This is a genomic window from Olsenella sp. oral taxon 807, from assembly GCF_001189515.2.
Taxonomy (GTDB): domain Bacteria; phylum Actinomycetota; class Coriobacteriia; order Coriobacteriales; family Atopobiaceae; genus Olsenella_F.
Genome location: NZ_CP012069.2, coordinates 756,603 through 775,795 on the forward strand (window position 1 = coordinate 756,603; position 19,193 = coordinate 775,795).

At 61.4% G+C, this 19,193-nt stretch carries 15 protein-coding genes; 12 read left to right on the top strand and 3 right to left on the bottom strand.

The window, feature by feature from the left end; genetic code table 11:
* The first annotated feature begins 19 nt into the window (after positions 1–19).
* From trpC to ADJ70_RS03250, 6 genes are all read left to right on the top strand, one after another.
* Positions 20–850: an indole-3-glycerol phosphate synthase TrpC gene (gene trpC, locus ADJ70_RS03225; RefSeq protein WP_050344726.1), complete on the top strand. Its 831-nt coding sequence runs from the start codon at positions 20–22 to the stop codon at positions 848–850.
* Positions 847–1,512 carry a phosphoribosylanthranilate isomerase gene (locus ADJ70_RS03230; RefSeq protein WP_050343440.1) on the top strand — a complete coding sequence of 222 codons (666 nt, stop codon included), beginning with the start codon at positions 847–849 and terminating at the stop codon, positions 1,510–1,512. Before trpC ends, ADJ70_RS03230 begins: the two co-directional genes overlap by 4 nt.
* The gene (gene trpB, locus ADJ70_RS03235) at positions 1,509–2,708 is read left to right on the top strand and encodes a tryptophan synthase subunit beta (protein WP_050343442.1); all 1,200 of its coding nucleotides are present in this window, start codon (positions 1,509–1,511) and stop codon (positions 2,706–2,708) included. Before ADJ70_RS03230 ends, trpB begins: the two co-directional genes overlap by 4 nt.
* The gene (gene trpA, locus ADJ70_RS03240) at positions 2,701–3,540 is read left to right on the top strand and encodes a tryptophan synthase subunit alpha (protein WP_216597307.1); all 840 of its coding nucleotides are present in this window, start codon (positions 2,701–2,703) and stop codon (positions 3,538–3,540) included. Before trpB ends, trpA begins: the two co-directional genes overlap by 8 nt.
* Positions 3,541–3,641: 101 nt before the next feature.
* Positions 3,642–4,757, top strand: coding sequence for a DUF3810 domain-containing protein (locus ADJ70_RS03245; RefSeq protein WP_050343444.1), 1,116 nt, complete (start codon positions 3,642–3,644; stop codon positions 4,755–4,757).
* 857 nt (positions 4,758–5,614) lie between these two features.
* Positions 5,615–6,919, top strand: coding sequence for a glutamate-cysteine ligase family protein (locus tag ADJ70_RS03250; RefSeq protein WP_050343445.1), 1,305 nt, complete (start codon positions 5,615–5,617; stop codon positions 6,917–6,919).
* A gap of 282 nt (positions 6,920–7,201) precedes the next feature.
* Here ADJ70_RS03250 and ADJ70_RS03255 read toward each other — a convergent pair whose 3' ends face one another.
* Positions 7,202–8,323, bottom strand: a complete 1,122-nt coding sequence (locus ADJ70_RS03255) for a 5-methyltetrahydropteroyltriglutamate--homocysteine S-methyltransferase (protein WP_050343447.1) — start codon at positions 8,321–8,323, stop codon at positions 7,202–7,204.
* A gap of 128 nt (positions 8,324–8,451) precedes the next feature.
* On the bottom strand, positions 8,452–11,331 hold the full coding sequence (locus tag ADJ70_RS03260; protein WP_050343449.1) for an AAA domain-containing protein: 2,880 nt from the start codon (positions 11,329–11,331) through the stop codon (positions 8,452–8,454).
* Between the two features lie 366 nt (positions 11,332–11,697).
* Between ADJ70_RS03260 and ADJ70_RS03265 the strand changes: the two genes are divergently transcribed.
* The 4 genes from ADJ70_RS03265 (at position 11,698) to ADJ70_RS03280 (ending at position 15,708) form a co-directional block, all read left to right on the top strand.
* On the top strand, positions 11,698–12,885 hold the full coding sequence (locus tag ADJ70_RS03265) for a pyridoxal phosphate-dependent aminotransferase (RefSeq protein WP_050343451.1): 1,188 nt from the start codon (positions 11,698–11,700) through the stop codon (positions 12,883–12,885).
* Positions 12,886–13,044: 159 nt separating this feature from the next.
* On the top strand, positions 13,045–13,569 hold the full coding sequence (locus ADJ70_RS03270; RefSeq protein ID WP_050343453.1) for a hypothetical protein: 525 nt from the start codon (positions 13,045–13,047) through the stop codon (positions 13,567–13,569).
* A 5-nt stretch (positions 13,570–13,574) separates the two neighbouring features.
* Complete coding sequence (locus ADJ70_RS03275; protein WP_050343454.1) at positions 13,575–14,753, top strand: DUF2207 domain-containing protein; 1,179 nt, start codon at positions 13,575–13,577, stop codon at positions 14,751–14,753.
* A gap of 94 nt (positions 14,754–14,847) precedes the next feature.
* The gene (locus ADJ70_RS03280) at positions 14,848–15,708 is read left to right on the top strand and encodes an aldo/keto reductase (RefSeq protein WP_050344730.1); all 861 of its coding nucleotides are present in this window, start codon (positions 14,848–14,850) and stop codon (positions 15,706–15,708) included.
* Between the two features lie 27 nt (positions 15,709–15,735).
* Here the strand turns inward: ADJ70_RS03280 and ADJ70_RS03285 are convergent, their stop codons facing one another.
* Positions 15,736–16,506 (bottom strand): S9 family peptidase, encoded by a 771-nt coding sequence (locus tag ADJ70_RS03285; protein ID WP_050343456.1) that lies wholly within the window; start codon positions 16,504–16,506, stop codon positions 15,736–15,738.
* A gap of 412 nt (positions 16,507–16,918) precedes the next feature.
* On the opposite strand from ADJ70_RS03285, the gene ADJ70_RS15270 reads away from it, so the two are divergent.
* Positions 16,919–17,878 carry a hypothetical protein gene (locus ADJ70_RS15270; RefSeq protein ID WP_253273220.1) on the top strand — a complete coding sequence of 320 codons (960 nt, stop codon included), beginning with the start codon at positions 16,919–16,921 and terminating at the stop codon, positions 17,876–17,878.
* A 101-nt stretch (positions 17,879–17,979) separates the two neighbouring features.
* Positions 17,980–19,149 (top strand): CAP domain-containing protein, encoded by a 1,170-nt coding sequence (locus ADJ70_RS03295; protein ID WP_050343458.1) that lies wholly within the window; start codon positions 17,980–17,982, stop codon positions 19,147–19,149.
* Positions 19,150–19,193 lie beyond the last annotated feature (44 nt).

Sequence of the window (19,193 nt, forward strand, 5' to 3'; positions counted from 1 at the left end):
GGCTGCCATGGGAGCGCACATGACGAACGGAGAGGAGAGCATCCTCAAGAGAATTGCGGCGAGGACCTGCGAGCGCGTCGCTGCCGAGAAGGTGGTCCACCCGCTGGCAACGGTGGCTGCCGCCGCTGAGGAGCGGGCCGCCAAGGAGCGAGCGGCACATCTCGCCCCCAGCTTTTCCTTCCCGTTCGAGAGGGCGCTTCGCGCGCCTGGTCTGAGCCTCATCTGCGAATGCAAGAGGGCAAGCCCCTCAAGGGGGCTCATCGCCGCCGACTTCGATCCGGTGGGTATCGCGCGAGAGTACGAGGACGCGGGCGCCGATGCCATCAGCTGCCTCACTGAGCCCTTCTGGTTCCAGGGGGCAGACAAGCACCTCGAGAGGGTTGCCCAGGCCGTCTCGATCCCCGTCCTTCGCAAGGACTTCGTGGTGGACGAGTACATGATCTACCAGGCAAAGGCCATTGGTGCCGACGCGGTGCTCCTCATCTGCGCGATTTTAGGCGACGCCCAGCTCAAGGCATACATAGGGCTCTGCGAGAGGCTTGGCCTCACGGCGCTGGTGGAGGCCTACGAGCCCGAGGAGCTGTCGCGTGCGCTCGAGGCGGGAGCGAGGGTGGTCGGCGTGAACAACCGCGATCTGCACAGCTTCGAGGTTGACTTTGGCCGCAGCATCGAGCTTAAGTCCATGGTCGGGCCTGATCGGGTCTTTGTCTCGGAATCAGGGATACGCGACGCCCGTGACCTGAGGCGCCTCGCTGAGGCCGGTGTGGATGCCGTGCTCGTCGGAGAGGCGCTCATGCGTCGGACAGACAGGCGCGCGGCACTCGACGAGCTGAGAGGAGGCCTCTCATGAGGGACAGGGAAGCGACCGGCGTACGTGCCCATGAGCTGCTCGCGCCGTCGGAAGGCGCCCTGCGTGTCAAGCTCTGTGGCATGTCTCGAGACGAGGACATCGCGGCGGTCAACGATGCGGGACCCGACCTTTGCGGCTTTGTCATCAACTTCCCTCGTTCGCCCCGCAGTGTCTCTCCCGAGTCGCTCGGACGGCTGGTGGGTGAGCTTGACGAGACGATCCTTGCGGTTGGCGTCTTCGTGGACCAGCCGGCTACATTCGTGGCTCAGGTCGCCCATGATCTTGTGGATGTGGTGCAGTTGCACGGATCGGAGCGAAACAGCTACATCACCCGCCTGCGCACCCTGACAGACGCTCCCATCATCCAGGCATTTCGCGTTCGCACGAACGCTGACGTCATGCGTGCGAACGCATCTTTTGCAGACCTCGTGCTGCTCGACAACGGCTGGGGGACGGGGAGGTCCTTCGACTGGTCGCTCATCGGGGGTATCAGGCGTCCCTTCATGCTTGCGGGCGGTCTCACAGCGGACAACGTGGCGGGAGCGGTCGGGGCCCTCTCGCCCTGGGGGGTCGACATGAGCTCGGGCATCGAGACGGATGGACGTAAGGACCCACAGAAGATCAAGGCCGCGACCCAGGCGGCGAGAGGAGCTTTGCGATGAGTAACTCAACGCATTCGAGAGGACGCTTTGGCATCCACGGGGGTCAGTACATCCCCGAGACGCTAATGGGTGCGGTCATCGAGCTTGAGGAGGCGTATGGCCGCTACCACGCTGACCCGACCTTTACCGCAGAGCTTACGGGTCTGCTCGACAACTACGCGGGCAGGCCGTCTTTGCTCTATCTCGCGCACAACATGACCGAGGACCTGGGAGGCGCTAAGATCTACCTCAAGCGCGAGGACCTCAACCACACGGGTGCGCATAAGATCAACAACGTGCTTGGTCAGGCGCTCCTCGCCAAGAGGATGGGCAAGGGACGTCTCATCGCCGAGACCGGGGCAGGGCAGCACGGCGTGGCGACCGCGACCGCAGCGGCCCTCATGGGCATGGAGTGCGTGATCTACATGGGCGTGAGGGACATGGAGCGTCAGGCACTCAACGTCTATCGCATGCGCCTTCTGGGCGCCGAGGTCCGAGGCGTCTCATCAGGCACCGGTACCCTCAAGGACGCGGTGTCCGAGACCTTCCGCGAGTGGGCCAGCCGTATGGACGACACCCACTACTGCCTCGGCTCCGTCATGGGGCCGCATCCCTTTCCCACGATCGTCCGTGACTTCCAGGCCGTCATCTCGCGCGAGGCGCGCCAACAGTGCCTCGACGCCGAGGGGAGGCTCCCCGACGCGGTCCTGGCCTGCGTGGGTGGAGGGTCAAACGCCATAGGCAGCTTCTACCACTTCATAGGGGACGAGGGAGTCGAGCTCATCGGCTGCGAGGCCGCCGGGCGGGGCGTGGACACCACGAAGACCGCCGCGACCATGGCTACGGGCTCGCTCGGCATCTTCCACGGGATGAAGAGCTACTTCTGCCAGGACGAGTATGGCCAGATCGCACCTGTGTACTCCATCAGTGCGGGTCTTGACTACCCGGGTGTCGGCCCCGAGCATGCGATGCTGCGTGACTCGGGTCGCGCCCGCTACGTGGCCGTAACGGACGATGAGGCCGTCGGTGCCTTCGAGTACCTCTCGCGCACGGAGGGCATCATCCCTGCCATCGAGAGCGCACACGCGCTTGCCTATGCCATGAGTCTCGCACCCACCATGCGTGCGGACCAGATCATCATCGTCACGCTCTCGGGCCGTGGCGACAAGGACGTGGCGGCCATCGCCCGCTACAGGGGGGAGGACCTTCATGAGTAGGGACGTGGCGGCAAGACGAGAGGAGGGCGTTCGCATGGGTGGGGTGGCATCAGCCTTCACCGCCGCCGACGGTAGTCGAAAGAAGGCCTTCATCCCGTTCGTCACCTGTGGGGATCCATCCATTGGTCTTACCGAACAGGTCGTGAGGGCCATGGAGAGGGCCGGGGCGGACCTCATTGAGCTGGGCATACCGTTCTCGGATCCCACGGCCGAGGGGCCGACGATCCGGGAGGCCAACGTTCGTGCCCTCAAAAACCATGTCACCACCGACGAGGTCATCGATATGGTGGCGCGACTTCGCTCGGGGGGCCTCGGGGTCCCTTTGGTCTTCATGACCTATGCCAATATGCTCTTCTCCTATGGGCTCGAGCGCTTTGCCAAGCGCGCCGCAGAGGCTGGCGTCAACGGTGTCGTGCTGCCCGACGTTCCCCACGAGGAGAAGCAGGAATTTATGGGTCCGCTTGGGGCGGAGGGTCTCGAGCTGGTGTCCCTGGTCGCTCCGACCTCACACGATCGCATCAAGGAGATTGCCTCCGACGCCCAGGGCTTCGTGTACGTCGTGAGTTCGCTGGGCGTCACGGGCGTACGCTCCAAGATCGTCACCGACATCCCCGCGATGGTAAGGCTCGTTCGCGAGGCGAACCCCACCATCCCGACAGCCGTGGGCTTTGGTATCTCTACGCCCGAGCAGGCCGCCACCTTGGCTGACGAGTCCGACGGCGCCATCGTGGGCTCGGCCATCGTCAGGCTCTTGGCGCAGCATGGAGAAGATGCCGTGCCCTATGTCGAGGACTACGTGCGAGAAATGGCGAAGGCGACGCATGGGGCCTAGCGGATCCCGTGTGAGCGCGCATGCGCAGGGAAGTCCCCGTACCATCTTGTGTGCTATGGTCATGGAAAAGCGGTGTTCAGGAGTCGTGGGAGGTATTCGTGATGGCAGATCAGGAGGGGAGAGGGGGCCTCTGCACGCCGACGCGCTGGCGACTCATCGCGTCGGGGGTGCTTCTGGCCGCGTGCCCTCTGCTCGTGCTCCTCTTTGAACGTTTTGGCGAGGCGCTGTCTGGTGGCTATCGCCCGTTCTCAAAGGGACTCCTCTCCCTTCAGGCGACCGTCGCGAGCGTTGCGCCCTTCGCGCTGTGGGACTTTCTCGTCGTGGGCCTTGCCTTGGCCGCACTTTTCACCCTCGTTCGTCGTGTCGTACGAAGGCGTCCCTTGCTGCCGTGGCTCTCTGTCGTCCTTTTGGTCAGCTCCGCGACGCTTTTCCTCTTTGTGTCGGGTTGGGCGCTCAACCACTACGCACCCTCGCTTGCCAACGAGATCGGTCTTGAGGTGGGGGCGTACACAGACGATGAGCTTGCGGCGGCGACCAGACACTACCTCGAGCGGGCCGCAGCGCTGGCCCCCTCGGTTCCCAGAGGTGAGGATGGCGAGCTTCTGAGGCAAGACTTCTATGAGTTGGCGCGTATCGCAGGTGGCTCGTACCGTGAGCTGTCGGAAAGCTATGGCATCTTCGAGGGATCTCAGGCACCCGTGAAGGCCCTCTTGCTGCTGGGGGAGCCGCTGCTTCTCAGTGGGCACGTGGGAATCTTCTTCTCTCCTACGGGGGAGTCGAGTGTGCCGGTCAACTGTGCGGTAGCGGACCTGCCGTTCACGATGTGCCACGAGGCCGCGCATCGCCTTGCCATCGCGCGCGAGCAGGAGGCGAACTTCGCCGCCTTTCTCGCCTGCACCACGAGCGACGACGTGAGGTTTTCCTACTCGGGCTACTATGGCGCCTTCTCCTTTTGCTATAGCGCCCTGCGTCGGAGCGATCCCGACCGTGCAGCCCGCCTGCTCGACGAGGTGCGCACATCTGGCCTCGATGCTGGTGTCGGTCTCGTGCTTGCTGACCTCGTGGCAACGGGCAGGCACTACGATGCCTATGAGGGGTGGTTCGGAAGGGTCGGCAGTGCCGTCAATGATGGCTACCTTCGGAGTTTTGGCGAAAGGGAAGGCGTCAAGTCATACGGTCTTGTGGTCGACTACCTGATAGCGTGGGATAGGCGATGAGTTCCTTGTTGCCTGAGGATGTCGCAGCGCACTTCGCCGTCGTGCCTCATCAAAAGGCGCACTCTGTATGTGGGCAGTCACGCAGAATGCGCCTTTCCGTGAGGTCCAACGCAAGGCGCGATCGCAGAATGCGCTTTTCCGTGAGGGTCCGTACCCAGAATGCGGTTTTACGTGAGGGTCCGCTCGCAGAATGCGCTTTTCCGTAGAATGCGCTTTTCCTCACCTGGGCAAACGCGGAGGCACCTCACGGAAAAGCGCACTCTGGACGGGAGACGTGACGGAAAAGCGCACTCTGCGGCTGCGCCTCACCAAAAGGCGCACTCTGTGTGCGGGCAGTCACGCGGAATGCGGTTTTACGTGAGGTCCAACGCCCAGAATGCGCTTTTCCGTGAGGATCCGTGCCCAGAATGCGCTTTTTCGTAGAATGCGCTTTTCCTCACCTGGGCAAACGTGGCGGCACCTCACGCAAAAGCGCATTCTGTGCCGACGCCCTCACGCAAAAGCGCACTCTGCCCCGACGCCCTCACGGAAAAGCGCACTCTGTGCCGGCGGCGTGACCAAAAGACGCATTCTGGACGGGAGACGTGACGGAAAACCGCACTCTGTACCGGCACCTCACGAAAAAGCGCACTTTGGGCCGCGCCCCCAGATCGCGCCTCACGGAAAAACCGCACTCTGCATTCTATGCATGTTATGTGCCGCTTCCCATGGGGTGTCCGATCTCTCGTTGGGGTAGTGGCACGACGGCTAAGTTATGGCTGGTACGGTATGTAACAATCCGACTGCATGCGTGTCTTCCTTGCAGCAACTGCGAGACGTTACAGCTGGTACGATCGGTATGGATAAGGGAGGCTGTGATGGCAGCATTCGACGAAGCCATTCTGGAAGAGAATCGTCGCCGCATCATCAGGTACTTCGAGGGTGGCGCGCGCGAGCTGCAGGGTCCCGGGACCCTTGGCACCGAGGTTGAGCACTTCGTGATCGCGGATGACGGAAGGCCCGTCACCTATGAGCCCGCAGATGGCCTCATTGGCATACGAGACGTGCTGGGGCACATCGAACGGCTCTATCCCGAGCACACCCGCAACGAGCAGGGTGACCTGCTGGGTCTTGGTGGTCCTGAGAGCACGGTCACCCTGGAGCCTGCGGCGCAGATTGAGGTCAGCGTCGCGCCGCATGTGGCGGTGGCTGACGTCATGGCGGGCTATCGCCTGTTTCGCGAGCGTGTGGACCCCTACCTTGCTAAGCATGGTGCCCGTCTCCTGAGCGTGGGCTACCATCCAACGCGCAGGGCTCGTGAGCTCGCTCTTATCCCCAAGTCTCGCTATGACTTCATGGACCGTTACTTCGCCCACATAGGTCTGCACGGCGAGCGCATGATGCGGGCATCTGCCTCAACGCAGGTTTCGGTGGACTTCTCGAGCGAGCGGGACGCCGTCCGCAAGCTGCGCGTTGCGTCGGCGTTGGCCCCCGTGCTCACGGCCATCGCGGACAACACGCGCGTGTTCGAGGCAGAGGCCAACCATGTCCCCCTCGCCCGCCTGCGACTCTGGCGTGACGTGGACAACGCGCGCTGCGGAACCATACCCAACGTCTTCAGCGACGGCTTTGGCTTTGGCGACTACGCGGACTGGCTGCTTGGGACTCCGCCCATCTTTGTGACGCGACCCCCTACGAGGGGCACCTCCCCTTCCCGCGTGCGGGAGGCATTCGATCTGCCGTCATCACTCATGTATGCCGATGCTCCCATGGGCACACAGGACATCGAGCATCTGGTGTCGATGTTCTGGCCAGATGCGCGCCTCAAGCGCTTTGTGGAGATCCGCCCGGCAGACGCCCTGCCCGAGCAGGGGGTGGCCGGCTACACGGCCCTCATCAAGGGCCTCTTCTACTTCGAGTCCTCCCTGCGCGCCGTCGAGGACGCACTGGGCGTGGAGGGCGGGTCCTGGAGGTTGCGCGCCGCCGACGTCGAGAAGGCCATCGTCTCGGTCAATCGACGAGGGTTTGGTGGCGTGCTGTATGGCCTGCCGCTTTCGGAGTGGGAGGACCTGCTCTTCTCACAAGCGCGTCAGGCGCTCGACGGCAATGAGGGCAGACTCCTCGACTGGCTCGAGGGGTTTGCCCATGACAAGGACTGGTGGCAGACAGGCGAGCGTCCATGAGACAGGTCCCGTCGCTTGCTGTCCCGTCCCGCTCAAGGGAAGTTCCCATCGCGGATACCCACTGCGCCTGGCATCTCGTCGCGCCCAGGCGCCCTCGCCCCTCTACGAGTACAGCCTTGCAGAGGGGCGAGGCACGACCAAAACAGGCTACGCCACGCCGAACGTCATCCCTGCCGTTCCCTAAGGAGGCGCTGAACAAATCGAACGAGAGGAATCGTAGAGTTGCGTTTGGCAGGTCGGGATGACTCTACGGTAGGTTGGTCTGGTTTGTTCAGCGCCTCCCTACGTTTCCCAGACGCGCTCGGCGATGCGCCTGACGAGCGCGACCTTGGCCCACTGCTCGTCCTCGCTCAGCTCGTTTCCCTCTTCGGTGGACGAGAAGCCGCACTGCGGCGAGAGACGCAGGCGCTCCAGGGGTACGTAGCTTTCAGCCTCGCGGATGCGCGCGATGACGCTGTCCTCGTCCTCGAGCTCGGGGAACTTTGAGGTCACGAGACCCAAGACGACGATCTGGTCCTTGACGTGGGCGAGGGGAGCGAAGTCTCCGGCGCGATCCGTGTCATACTCCAAGAAGAAGGCGTCGTAGTTGGCACCACCCAGGAGTACCTCTGCCACGGGGTCATAGCCGCCCGATGAGAACCAGGTGGAGCGGAAGTTGCCGCGGCAGACGTGGGTGGTGATGGCCATGTCGGCAGGCCTCGCCTCGAGGATTGCGTTGATGGTCGCCACGTACCTCCTTGTGACCCCGTCGAGATCGATACCTGCCTCCTCGTAGGCCCTACGCTTCCGGACGTCGCAGAACTCGCCCCAGCTCGTGTCATCAAACTGCAGGTAGCGACAGCCGAGGTCGTAGAAGGCCCTCACGGCGTCCTGGTAGGTGGCGACAATATCGTCAAAGAGCACCTGCTCGTCTTGGTAGCGCTCGATGGGATCGAAGCTTGCCTTTCCACGCACGCAGGGAATGAGATGCAGCATCGAGGGGGAGGGAATCGTCATCTTCGTGGGGTAGTTACCCACTATCTTGCGCAGCTTGGCATAGTGTGCAAGGAAGGGGTGGTCGCCGAGGCCGATCCTGCCCGTGAAGCGCAGCTGGGCACCCTTGGGCTTGGGACCTTTGAACTCGACGGACCAGTCTGTCGTGTCGATGCGCTCGACGCCCCCGAGCTCCTCGAGAAAGTCGAGATGCCACATGGCGCGGCGGAACTCCCCGTCGGTGACGGCGCGAAGGCCAGCGGCCTTCTCCTTCTCGACGAGCTCGGCTATACACTCATCCTCAACGGCGGTGAGCTCGTCGTGTGAGATGTCGCCTGTGACAAAGGCGGCACGTGCCTTCCTAAGACGGGCGGGGCGTAAAAAGCTGCCGACGATGTCATAGGCGTAGGGTGGTTGCTTGAGGGCTGCCATGGGCTTTCCTTTCGTCTGGGACTGACGACACTGAGACGATCTAAGTATGAAGGCATCTCCTGCCTGTCAGAGCGTCTGTTTTCGCATGAGCGGTCATCTGATGGAACGATAGCGCAGGTGTCCACGAGTCATAGCGTCCACGAACCATCCGTGTCGATCACGATGGAGGTCGCCTTGCGACTCGAGAAGCCGTCTGGACCTAGTGCCTGCCTGAGGCCGTCACGAAGGGTCGCGACAATCACGTCTTGCCCCTCATTGGCCCTGATACGCCTGAACGGAAGACCGATCTTGTCGAATATCCCGTCCTTCATGCGATCACGCTGTGCCTGTCGTCCCCGGTCGTTTTGAGCCTCGTCCAACTCGAACGCCGCGAGTGGGCTGTTGTCTATGTGACGGAACAGCATGAAGTCCACGTGTGCCGAGGTGCTGACGAACCGCTCCTCCTCGGCCAGCCAGCCCGAACCTACCATCCCGCCGTCTTTTGGGACGAGCAGCTTCAAGGGGTAGTTTCTACACCACCCAATATGCCCGAGCATCCCTGTGGACTCGATCGTCTTCTTGAGCAGAACCTCGACCTGTACCTCAAAATACTGATCAGACGTGTTCTCCTGCATCTGTTTCAGAAAGGCGTCTCGCTCCCCAGATGAGTCCGAGTACAGGTAAGGGAACACCGGCCGTACCCTCGATCGCTCGATCGGGCCGCTATGGTATTCGATGTAGCGTCTCAGGTCGGCGATGCTGCCCTCCCCGTTGGTTGCGCCCCGTGTCGCTATGAGCCACAGGCAGCTCTGCGCCCTAGACACCGCCACATTTACCAGGTTCGGGTTGTTGAGGAGGTCCGTTGGCTGACTGGCGGTTGTGACGAGCGCCATCGCGGCCTTCTCGCGACCCTGGTACTCGCGCACGGCGCCTACCTCGAGTTGCGTCGAAGCTGTATCGGGCAGGTCTGACAGGCACTCTCGTATCCCGTCCGCCTCCTTGCGATATGGGGTTGCCACCCCGATGTCGCTTGCGCTGAAACGTGCCAGGAGCTGCGGAAGGACGTCTTCCTTAAGGATTCTGGCCTGGGCTTTGCCGTAGTCGCCTGGCCCCTCCCCGAGCTCGGTACCGAGCGAGCATCCGAGTGCGGGAGCGTCTCCCTGGGCGCCTGTCTCGCTCATCACCATGAGCTGTCCACCATAGAACTGACGGTTGCAGAAGCCGATGATGTCAGGAGCGCAGCGATAATGCTCTCTGAGCAAGGTACATGGCATTCTATGCTCCTTGTTCGAACGAGAGATCTCGTCCAAGCAGTCCAAGAGACTATGCGTGGAATATTCATAGGAACTCGGTAGGTCTCCCAGCGAGCATGCCTGAGCGCTTTTGGCGTGCTCGGCAGACAGCACGCAGGGGAGCTGGTTTCTATCGCCCACCACGACGGCGCGCCTTGCCGAGGACAGCGCAAGAAAGCCCGTGAGCAGATCGACCTGTGATGCCTCGTCGATTATCACGTAGTCAAAGGGGAGGCCACCCTTTCCGAGCTGCTTGCGCGCGTCATGGGTCGTGGAGCTGATTACTGGGTACTCCCTTCGAAACTCCTCGGGCTCCTTCATGGGATCTTCGAAGTGGCGACGCGTCCTTCCCATGCCTCGACCAAAGCGGTCATAGAGCGCAGCCTGGAAGAGTTCTCTTGAGCGCGCAGTGACGGCTTGGATTGCGAGACCCGCGTTGTGTGTGGCGAGAAAGCCCTCGTCCGATTCGACGGCGTCTCTCATGAGACTCAAGTCGTGCTGGTAGAGGGTACTGTCTACCTTGATCTCTAGATCCACGCCTGCGGAGCCGTAATCTCTCCACCTGCCGATGCCCCACATGAGGGCATAGCGTATCCTGCTTAGGAGAGGTATGCGGCGGCCTGCGTTGGCGCAGGCAACAACCTCGTCGTGCAGCTCGCGTAATCGCGAGGGACTCAGCTGCCCTTTGCAGGTGAGTGTGTCTACGGTGCTTCCCTCACCAAAGTGTGAGTACTCAAGCTCGAGATCGCGCAGGCGCTCGCGCAAGCTCGCCACCTTGCGTTGCCTCCCATAGACCTCACGTAGTAGCTTGCTGCCCGCATTCACCTCGTCTGCCAGCTGCTTCTGCTCGCTGCGCGTCCGCTTCCATCTCAGAATGCTTACGGGATATGGCTTCAGCCTGTCCTGCTTCCTTACGAAGTCCATCTGCTGGTCGCGTCGTCCCATCTCTGCTACCAGAAAGCCCATGCCCTCATGCCTGAGCTTCTCCACGACATTGTTTGTGGCAGAGTTGTTTGGAGAGACGACCAAGACCGTCTTGTCTCTCACGATGAGGTTTGCGATGATGTTGAGGATCGTCTGGGTCTTGCCCGTGCCAGGTGGACCTTGGATTACTGAGATCCTGTTGTCAAGTGCGGCGTCTATGGCGTCCATCTGACTGAGGCTCGAACCAAATGGCAGGATGACCGGTCCCGCGTCAGCACGGGGCGCTCGAGGTGGGCTGGGCTTCACAAGAAAGGAGGAGGCGAGGCTTCGAACGGAGTCATTGGCAAGAGACTTCAACTGATTGAACAGGTGATTTCTGGCTGGTTCGTCCCCATCGGTAGGGCGGGTGGCGATCGAGACGTCAAGGAGATACCTGAAGAGTGATGAACCCCTGACGAGGGACTCTCTCGCGACAGTCGCGTCTTTTTGATAGGTATGCCGCTTACCCCGCTCATCTATGACAAGCGTCTGTAGCGAATAGTCCGGGTTGCTGGTAGACACCTGACGTGCGATGCGTCGTGGATTCAGGTAGCGGTCATTGCCCACCCAGTAGCAGAAGCGATCCTCGATAGGGGCCTCCTTCTCCCTGACGAGGGCGACCATGTCGCTTCCATAGCTGTACTGCCGTCCTGGATTGGCGCGATATACCAGCTTATACGTATCGTCGGGCATCAACCGAGGCCGTTCTAGGAGGCTGCTCGTCTGGTCTTCGAAGCGCTTGCTGATGTTGCTATATACGTAGATCCTTTCCATCAAAAACAGACTCCCCCTCGACGGCCCACTGAGTCATGATACCGCCAAACGCTCCGTAGCACCTAGGTTCGCCCCTACACATATAGACGATGTGCATAAGCGAAGATGCGAACACATGGCATCATCGATAAACTGAAGCAAATCACAAGCCCTCATGTGCGGCGCGCATCTATCACGGCTGCTCATACAGGCCTCGGTGGTCCTTCGGAAAGCTGTCTTTGGTCTGTCGAGGTGACGTGTTTCTATACAGCCGCGATTCTTGTCAGGTGGGACCAATGCTTCCAAAGGGATACCATGATTGTCGCGATCACACAGTCCTGCTGGTGGAAAAGACGAACGTGTCCTACGGGTCATAGGGGGATGACAATGCAAACGCTCAGCACCAAGACCTCGCAATTCTCCGATTCCGTCATACGGCGCATGACGCGCGTGTCGAATCGGTACGGTGCCATCAACCTCTCGCAGGGCTTTCCCGATTTTGACCCTCCCAGGGAGATAACAGACTGTCTGGCCGAGGTTGCCCACAAGGGGCCGCACCAGTACGCCATCACCTGGGGTGCCCAGGGCTTTCGCGAGGCGTTGGCCCGCAAGCAGACGCCGCTCATGGGCATCGGTGAGATCGATCCCGACTCCCAGGTCGTCGTAACCTGCGGATCGACTGAGGCCATGATGTGCGCGATCATGACCGTGTGCGACCCAGGGGATCGTGTGGTGGTGTTCTCTCCGTTCTATGAGAACTATGGGGCGGATACCATCCTTTGCGACTCAGTTCCCAGTTACGTCGAGCTGTACGCGCCCGAATTCAGCTTCGACGAGTCCGAGCTCGAGCATGCCTGTGCCCTGCCGCACACGAAGGCCCTCATCCTCTGCAACCCCTCGAACCCCACGGGACATGTCTTCACCCCGCAGGAGCTTTCGTCCATAGCGGACCTCGCCGAGAGGTACGACCTCTATGTGATCACGGACGAGGTCTATGAGCACATCGTCTATGCCCCCTATAGGCATGTGTACTTTGCTGGCCTGCCCGATATGGCCGAGCGCACGATCTCGTGCAGCTCGCTTTCAAAGACCTACTCCATCACCGGTTGGCGTCTTGGCTACACCATAGCACCCGCAGGGATAAGCGAGCGCATCAAGAAGGTGCACGACTTTTTGACCGTGGGTGCGGCGGCGCCGCTCATGGAGGCGGCAACGGTGGGTCTCGGGTTGCCACAGGGCTACTACGACGAGCTGTTGGCGACCTATACCCGAAAGCGTCAGCTCTTTTGCGAGGGATTGCGTCGATTGGGCATGCCTTTTGTGGAGCCACAGGGTGCGTACTTCGTGATGTGCGACATCTCGGAGGCGGGCTACGAGAACGATGAGGAGTTCGCCGTCGAACTGGCGCGTCGTATGGGTGTGGGCGGCGTGCCTGGATCATGCTTCTTCAATGTTCCCGAGAACCGCTTCATTCGCTTTCACTTTGCCAAGAGCGATGGCGTGCTCAACGATGCCTTGCAGCGCTTGGAGGGATGGCAGGATAGGATGGCAAGGCGCTCGCCCTGCGACGTGTAGCCTCAACCTCATCGGCCTTCGGCGTACGCTATGTGGTAGGCGCCAGGATCGAGAGGGGCGGCCAGGGGGGAAGGCTCCTGCCATGTTCCCGGTAACAGGCTTATTCGCTATGATGGGGACGTGGGCGTGCTTGTCGTGTCTAATGGAATGGCGGGATCGATGAACCTCGAAATGCAGTTCTGGGACGGTTTGCGCGAATGGGCATCACGGTGCCTCGACTTCTGGAAGGATGTGGGGTCGCTCGGTGCCACCAGCGGAGGCTCCAGAGGGACAGGGCTTGAGTCCCTTGGCTTCGTCACCACCGCCCTGATGTCCTACTGGCTCGTGCTTCTGATCCTCGTCGCGCGTGGCATCATCGGAATGAACGAGCAGGGGCGCTATATAGCCCATGCGGAGCGCTACGAGAGGACCATGGCAACGCTGGGAGACTCTCGCAGACGGCAGGATGGTAGGTGGGTGGCGTACTACGAGGCCTCGATAGATGGGTCAAGGCGCAAGCTTCGGTGGGAGAGCAGCCTTGAGCCGACGCCCGAGGCTAATCTTTGGTATGAGCCCGGCACGGCACACGGCTGGGTCGAGGGCAACGCTTACGACCCTCATAAGAAGTGGAGGGTGTTCGCCTTCGTGGCTCCCCTCGTCGGCGTTATCGTGTGGACAACCGTGACGCTGTATATGGCGAGGTGAGGCTGGTGGCTACCGAGAAGTATCTGCGCACCGGCAGGCTTGCGCGCTGGTCTCGTCTGCGCGATCTCTGCGGGCTCATTCCGCTCGCCATCGCACTTCCCGTGTTCCTTGCCATTCTCCCGGGAAGTGGGGTGACCAGTGTCATCGGCGTGCTTGCGGTCATGGTGATAAGTTTGGCAGTTGGCGCCTTCACGGGAATGCCAGTCCTTGCCGTCTGCTTTACCCTGTGCTCTTCCATGGTGAGTCGCACGCGTGCGGAGGCGAGGTTTGTCGCGACGCGAGACATCACCTACTACCGCGAGACGCTCAAGGGCGTGAGCCCCGCACTCCTCTCTATGGTCAGTGACCTGCGGGTGGAGCCGCGCAAGGACATAGCTGCCAGTCTTTTGAGCCTCCAGATGAGGCATATCGTCTCGTTTGGGCCTCGGGGAATCGAGGTCACGGACGCTATGGCCGACGATGTCGCCTCACTTGTTCCATCAGATGCATTTCTCGTTTCACGTCTGCGTCAGGGCGGCATATCAGCTGCAGACTTTGGGGAGTGGTCTAGGTTGGCCGAAAGGGAGGCCCTCTCCACGAGCTACCTCCTTCGCTATGGCTTTGGAGGAGCCATGAGGGTCAGTGGCTGTGCGAGCGGCTGCCTGGAGGGTTGCGCCATTCCGATGCTGTGCGTTATTGTGGCGCTCATGGTGGGCGCCCTCGCGCTTACGGGTGGGTTGGGACCTGCGTTCGAGGCGTTCTCCTCCTTCATCGCGGGACCGGGGAGGACGCGCGAGCTGGTTGCCCTCGTCGAGCATGACCCTGGCGTGCTCGTTCCCTTCATCCTCCTGTCCCTCTCACTGCTCATGGGCGTCTATGGGACCCTGTACCTGTTCGTGAACGCGATTGTGACGGCCGTGCGCAGCAGCGTCCGCACCAATGACATCCGTCGCACGGCGGCAGGCGATGTCTTGGCCGAGTGCGCCTTTGGACTCAAGAACTATCTGAGCGACTTCACCTGTCTTTCCGATGCGGACCGAAGGGCACTTGTGCTCTGGGACGACTTCTTTGTCTACGCGGTGGTGCTCGACGTCAACGAGCGGGCGGCCCGTGAGGTGCTGCCCCTCAAGGGAGTGAGTCTCGACGAGCTGCTTGCCGCAGTGGGCGAGAGGGGCGCGGCAGATTCGGTCTCCCCAGTCTGCTAGGATGGCCCATGAGCCGACAACGTCCGTGCGCGTGACCGCGCTCATCGAGACGCGTGGGTTCGCCCATTCGGCTACAGAAAAGGAAGGTGCACAGATGACGTTCAAGCCAAATCTCATGTTGCGTGATGGCAGGCAGATGCCTCGGCTTGGTATGGGTACCTGGCGTTTGGGTGAGGGGCTTCATCCTCGCGCCCAGGAGCTCGCTGCCCTGAGGACAGGTATTGACGCTGGAATCCGTCTTATCGACACTGCCGAGATGTACGGCGACGGGGCTACTGAGGAGCTTGTGGGCGACGCCATACGGGGCGTTGAGCGCGAGGATCTCTTTCTTGTGTCGAAGGTCTGCCCACAGAATGCCAAGAGGCACGACATCGAGCGGAGCCTTGATGCCACGCTCGGGCGTCTTGCCACCGACCACCTCGACCTATACCTCCTGCATTGGCGTGGCGCAATTCCCCTCGAGGAGACCGTCGAGTGCATGGAGGAGCTGGTCGAGGGTGGCAAGATCTTAGCGTGGGGTGTGTCGAACTTCGATACAGACGATATGGAGGAGCTCGCGTCCGTGGCTGGCGGCGAGCACTGTGTTGTGAACCAAGACCTGTACCACCTGGGTTCTCGTGGGGTGGAGTTCGACCTTCTCCCTTTGATGCGCAGGCACCAGATCCCACTCATGGCCTACTGCCCACTGGCGCAGGCAGGAAGATTGAGGGGCGATCTGGTTGGGAGCGACGCGGTGCGACAGACGGCCGCCGCGCACGGTTGCACGCCCATGCAGGTGCTTCTCGCCTTCGTGCTGCGCCGTGAGGACATCATCGCTATTCCGAGAAGCTCGAGTGCCCAACATGTGCTCGAGAACTTCGAGGCGCGCAAGGTCGAGCTTACCGACGAGGACCTTACGCGCCTTGATGGCGAGTTTCCCGCGCCCACCCGCAAGGTTCCCCTCGACATAGAGTGAGCTCCCGCATAGGGCGGGAGCCGGGCGTTACTTGTTGATGTGGGCAAGGAGCCAGTCTGTGGATATGTTCACGACCTCGCTGTAGGCTGGCTCCTTGAAACCGTGCTTGCCACCCTCTATGACATGCAGCTCCGCGTTGGGGAAGATCTCGGCTGCGCGCTGCGAGTAGGAGAGGGGCACGTTATCGTCAGCGTCGCCATGGAACAGGAGCACGTCGCGCGGGAAGGCGCCGATGTGATCGTAGAAATTGTAGTCCCAGCAGCTGCACAGGAAGGCCTTGCTCACCATCGTCGACATGACTTTGAAGCTGTCCGGCAAGAGCTCGCGGCTGGGGCAGGCGGCGTGCACGGCGTCGTAGAGATTGAACGCGGGGTAGAGGAGCACGACGCCGCGCACGAGGTCGGCATTGGCGCGCGCCGCCATGAGGGTGATCGACGCTCCCAAGCTCGACCCCATGAGAAAGAGGTTGTTCTCGTCCACGTAGGGCTCGCGAGAAAGCTCCCAGGCCACAGACTCAAGGTCATGCTGCTCGGTGAAGAGGGACATACCTCCCGGTTGCTCGCTCGAGCTGCTGTACTGTCCCGAGCCACAGAAATCGAACACGTAGGTTACCATGCCGTTCGCTGCAGCGGTGCGCGCATAGGGCTCCATGTCACCACGGTTGGTTGAAAGCCCGTGCGAGAAGACGGCCGTCGCGCGCGGGCGTCCGTCCTCAAGGCCCTCAGGCAGGAAGAGCTTGCCGTAGATGTCCTTGTCTTCCCGCTTTCCCCACCACTCTTGCTCCCTATAGTTACCCATGCTGGTCTCCGTTTCGCATCGAGCTCGATCGTAGGCGTCAAGTATATCCGAGGCACGTGTACAGGGTAGCATGTTGTCATAGCTTGTGGCAGCTCGCCTGCGGCTAGAGATGGGCACTCCACAGCTCCTTGTGGACGCTACGTGACCTCTCGCGTGCGGCACGGTGACACTGGTGCCCTGGACAGTCGGCTTCTGAACGGTCGGGCGGCTTGCCTAAGGGTGACCCCATGACATGTCATGGGGAGGCGGGAATTCAGCTTGTGAGGCCATGGCTTACGATCTTATGGGGCCTTCTCGGGGCGCGATGTGGAAGAAAATGCTTGCCGTTCTCGGGTCGAGCGTTTAAAGTGATATCAAAGCCTCATAGCCTCTTTGTGTAGGATTCCATTGTCTGTTTGGAAGGGAGAGCGTGATGAAAGATCGGGTGACTGTGAGACAGCTGCGAGGAAACCTTCTGTGGGTGATACTCGCGCTTGCTCTTCCTGCGCTTCTTGTTGCCCCGTCTTGGGCACTCGCGAAGGAGGACATCAACTCGAAGGCGTCTGCCTTCACGGTCGTGGGCGGCACCTATGACGGGAGTGAACAGGTTACGTGTAAGGCGGACTCTCTCAAGGAGGGCACAGACTATTCGGTCAAGTTTGAGGATGCCGTCAACGCCGGTACGCACGTTGCCGTCATAACGGGAATGGGCTACTACGAGGGCACACTCCTGAAGCACTACACCATTGCCCCGGCCGATGTCACCAAGGCCACGATCTCGGGCCTGGATGACGTCCACTACACGGGCCAGGAGGTTAAGCCTACCCTTACGCTCACGTATGGCCAGCTCAAGCTTAGGGAGGGCGTTGACTATACGCTCAAGTTCTCCAAGAACAAGAAAGTCGGGATGGCGGAGGTGACCGTCACAGGCAGGGGCAACTATGTCAACAGCTTTGACAGGAGCTTCCAGATACGATACAGGCATCAGCTTGTGTACCGCCTCTACAACAAGTGGTCTGGTGAGCACCTCTTCACGACCGAGGCGAAGGAGTACGAGGACTGTGGTCGTCAGGGCTGGACGCAGGAGGGCGTGGCGTGGGACGCGCCAGATCCCTCCGATACCCCCGTCTATCGCCTGTACAACAAATTCAATGGTGAGCACCTCTACACCACGAGCAAGAGGGAGCATGACATTCTCGTTGCCAAGAAGTGGACGAGCGAGGGCGTCAAGCTCTACAGCGCGGGCGGCATGCCCATTTACCGCCTGTTCAACCCCTATGCGCAGGTAGGAACGCACATCTTCACTATCGAGCGCTCAGAGTACGACAGCTTGGCTGGGGTAGGCTGGCGTCAGGAGGGCGCAAAGCTCCAGGGTCTCTACGGCTGGGAGTAGCGAGGGCCTGGAGTGGCAAAAAGGGCGTTCGTGTGGCCGTAGCTTAGAGGAGGCTATGGGCATCGACACAAGGTAGGGTATTCGTCTCAAAGGAGGACCTCATGAGAAAGCGACCGTTAACCCTCGTCACTGCAGTGCTGACAGCACTTCTTGTCCTGACCGTGCTGCCCACGGCAGCATGGGCGTCGACCACCCAGCGGATCTATCGCCTCTACAACCAGTGGAACGGCGACCACCTCTTCACGAGGGACTCCGGCGAGCGCACGGACCTCATGGGCAGGGGCTGGAGCGACGAGGGCACCGCCTGGGAGGCGCCGGCCTCCGGCACCAGCGTCTGGCGGCTCTACAACCCTTGGTCGGGGGAGCACCTCTACACCACCGACAAGGCCGAGTACGACGGCCTCGCCAGCCGCGGCTGGAGCCGGGAGGGCGTCTCGCTCCACAGCGGCGGGAAGGCCCCCGTCTACCGCCTCTACAACAGGTGGCTCACGGCGGGGACGCACCTCTACACCACGGACAAGGCCGAGTACGACAGGCTGGTTAAGATCGGCTGGTCGGGGGAGGGCGTCAAGCTCTACGCCGCCTCCTCGTCGGGCGGCTCGAACCCCGGCAAGCCCTCAAAGCCCGCCAACGGCCAGAGGCTCTTCGAGTCCCTGGGCGTCAACGTGGGGGCCCTCGCCAGCCAGGCCGAGGCGAAGGGCTACACCGCCGCGGCCGGCTACACGCTCGTCGACGCCGACAACCCCAAGAGCGCGTTCCACCTCGACAACATACGCAAGGCGCTCACGATAGTGGACCAGACCAACGCCGCCCGCGCGGCGCGCGGGCTTTCCGAGCTCAAGCTCACGCCGACCCTGATGGCCCAGTCCGCCATACAGACCAACGTCTCGACCAAGCTGGTGCATCACTCCAATATATTTGATATTGGCGAGAACCTCGCGTGGGGCTACGCCTATGACAAGGCCGTCAATGACGCTTGGATGAGCGAGGAGTCCACCTACAACAAGTACGTGGCGGAGCATCCCGACAGGAAGATCGTATGGGAGAACGCCAATAGCCACTGGAACTGGTCGCATGCGAACCCCGATATCGCCCATACAGTAGGTCACTATCTCAACATCATTGACCCTCACTGTGCTGCTATGGGCGCGGCGTACAGCAAGATCGATTCGGGGAAGTGGAGTGAGTCTGAGGGCGAGGTCTTCACCCTCTCCCTGCCGTCCGGAGAGCGCACCTACACGACGGCCGAGTTCAGGGCGCTGCTCGGCTAGCCGAGACGCGCCAACGATAGTGCCCCGCAGGTTTTTGGGGCACT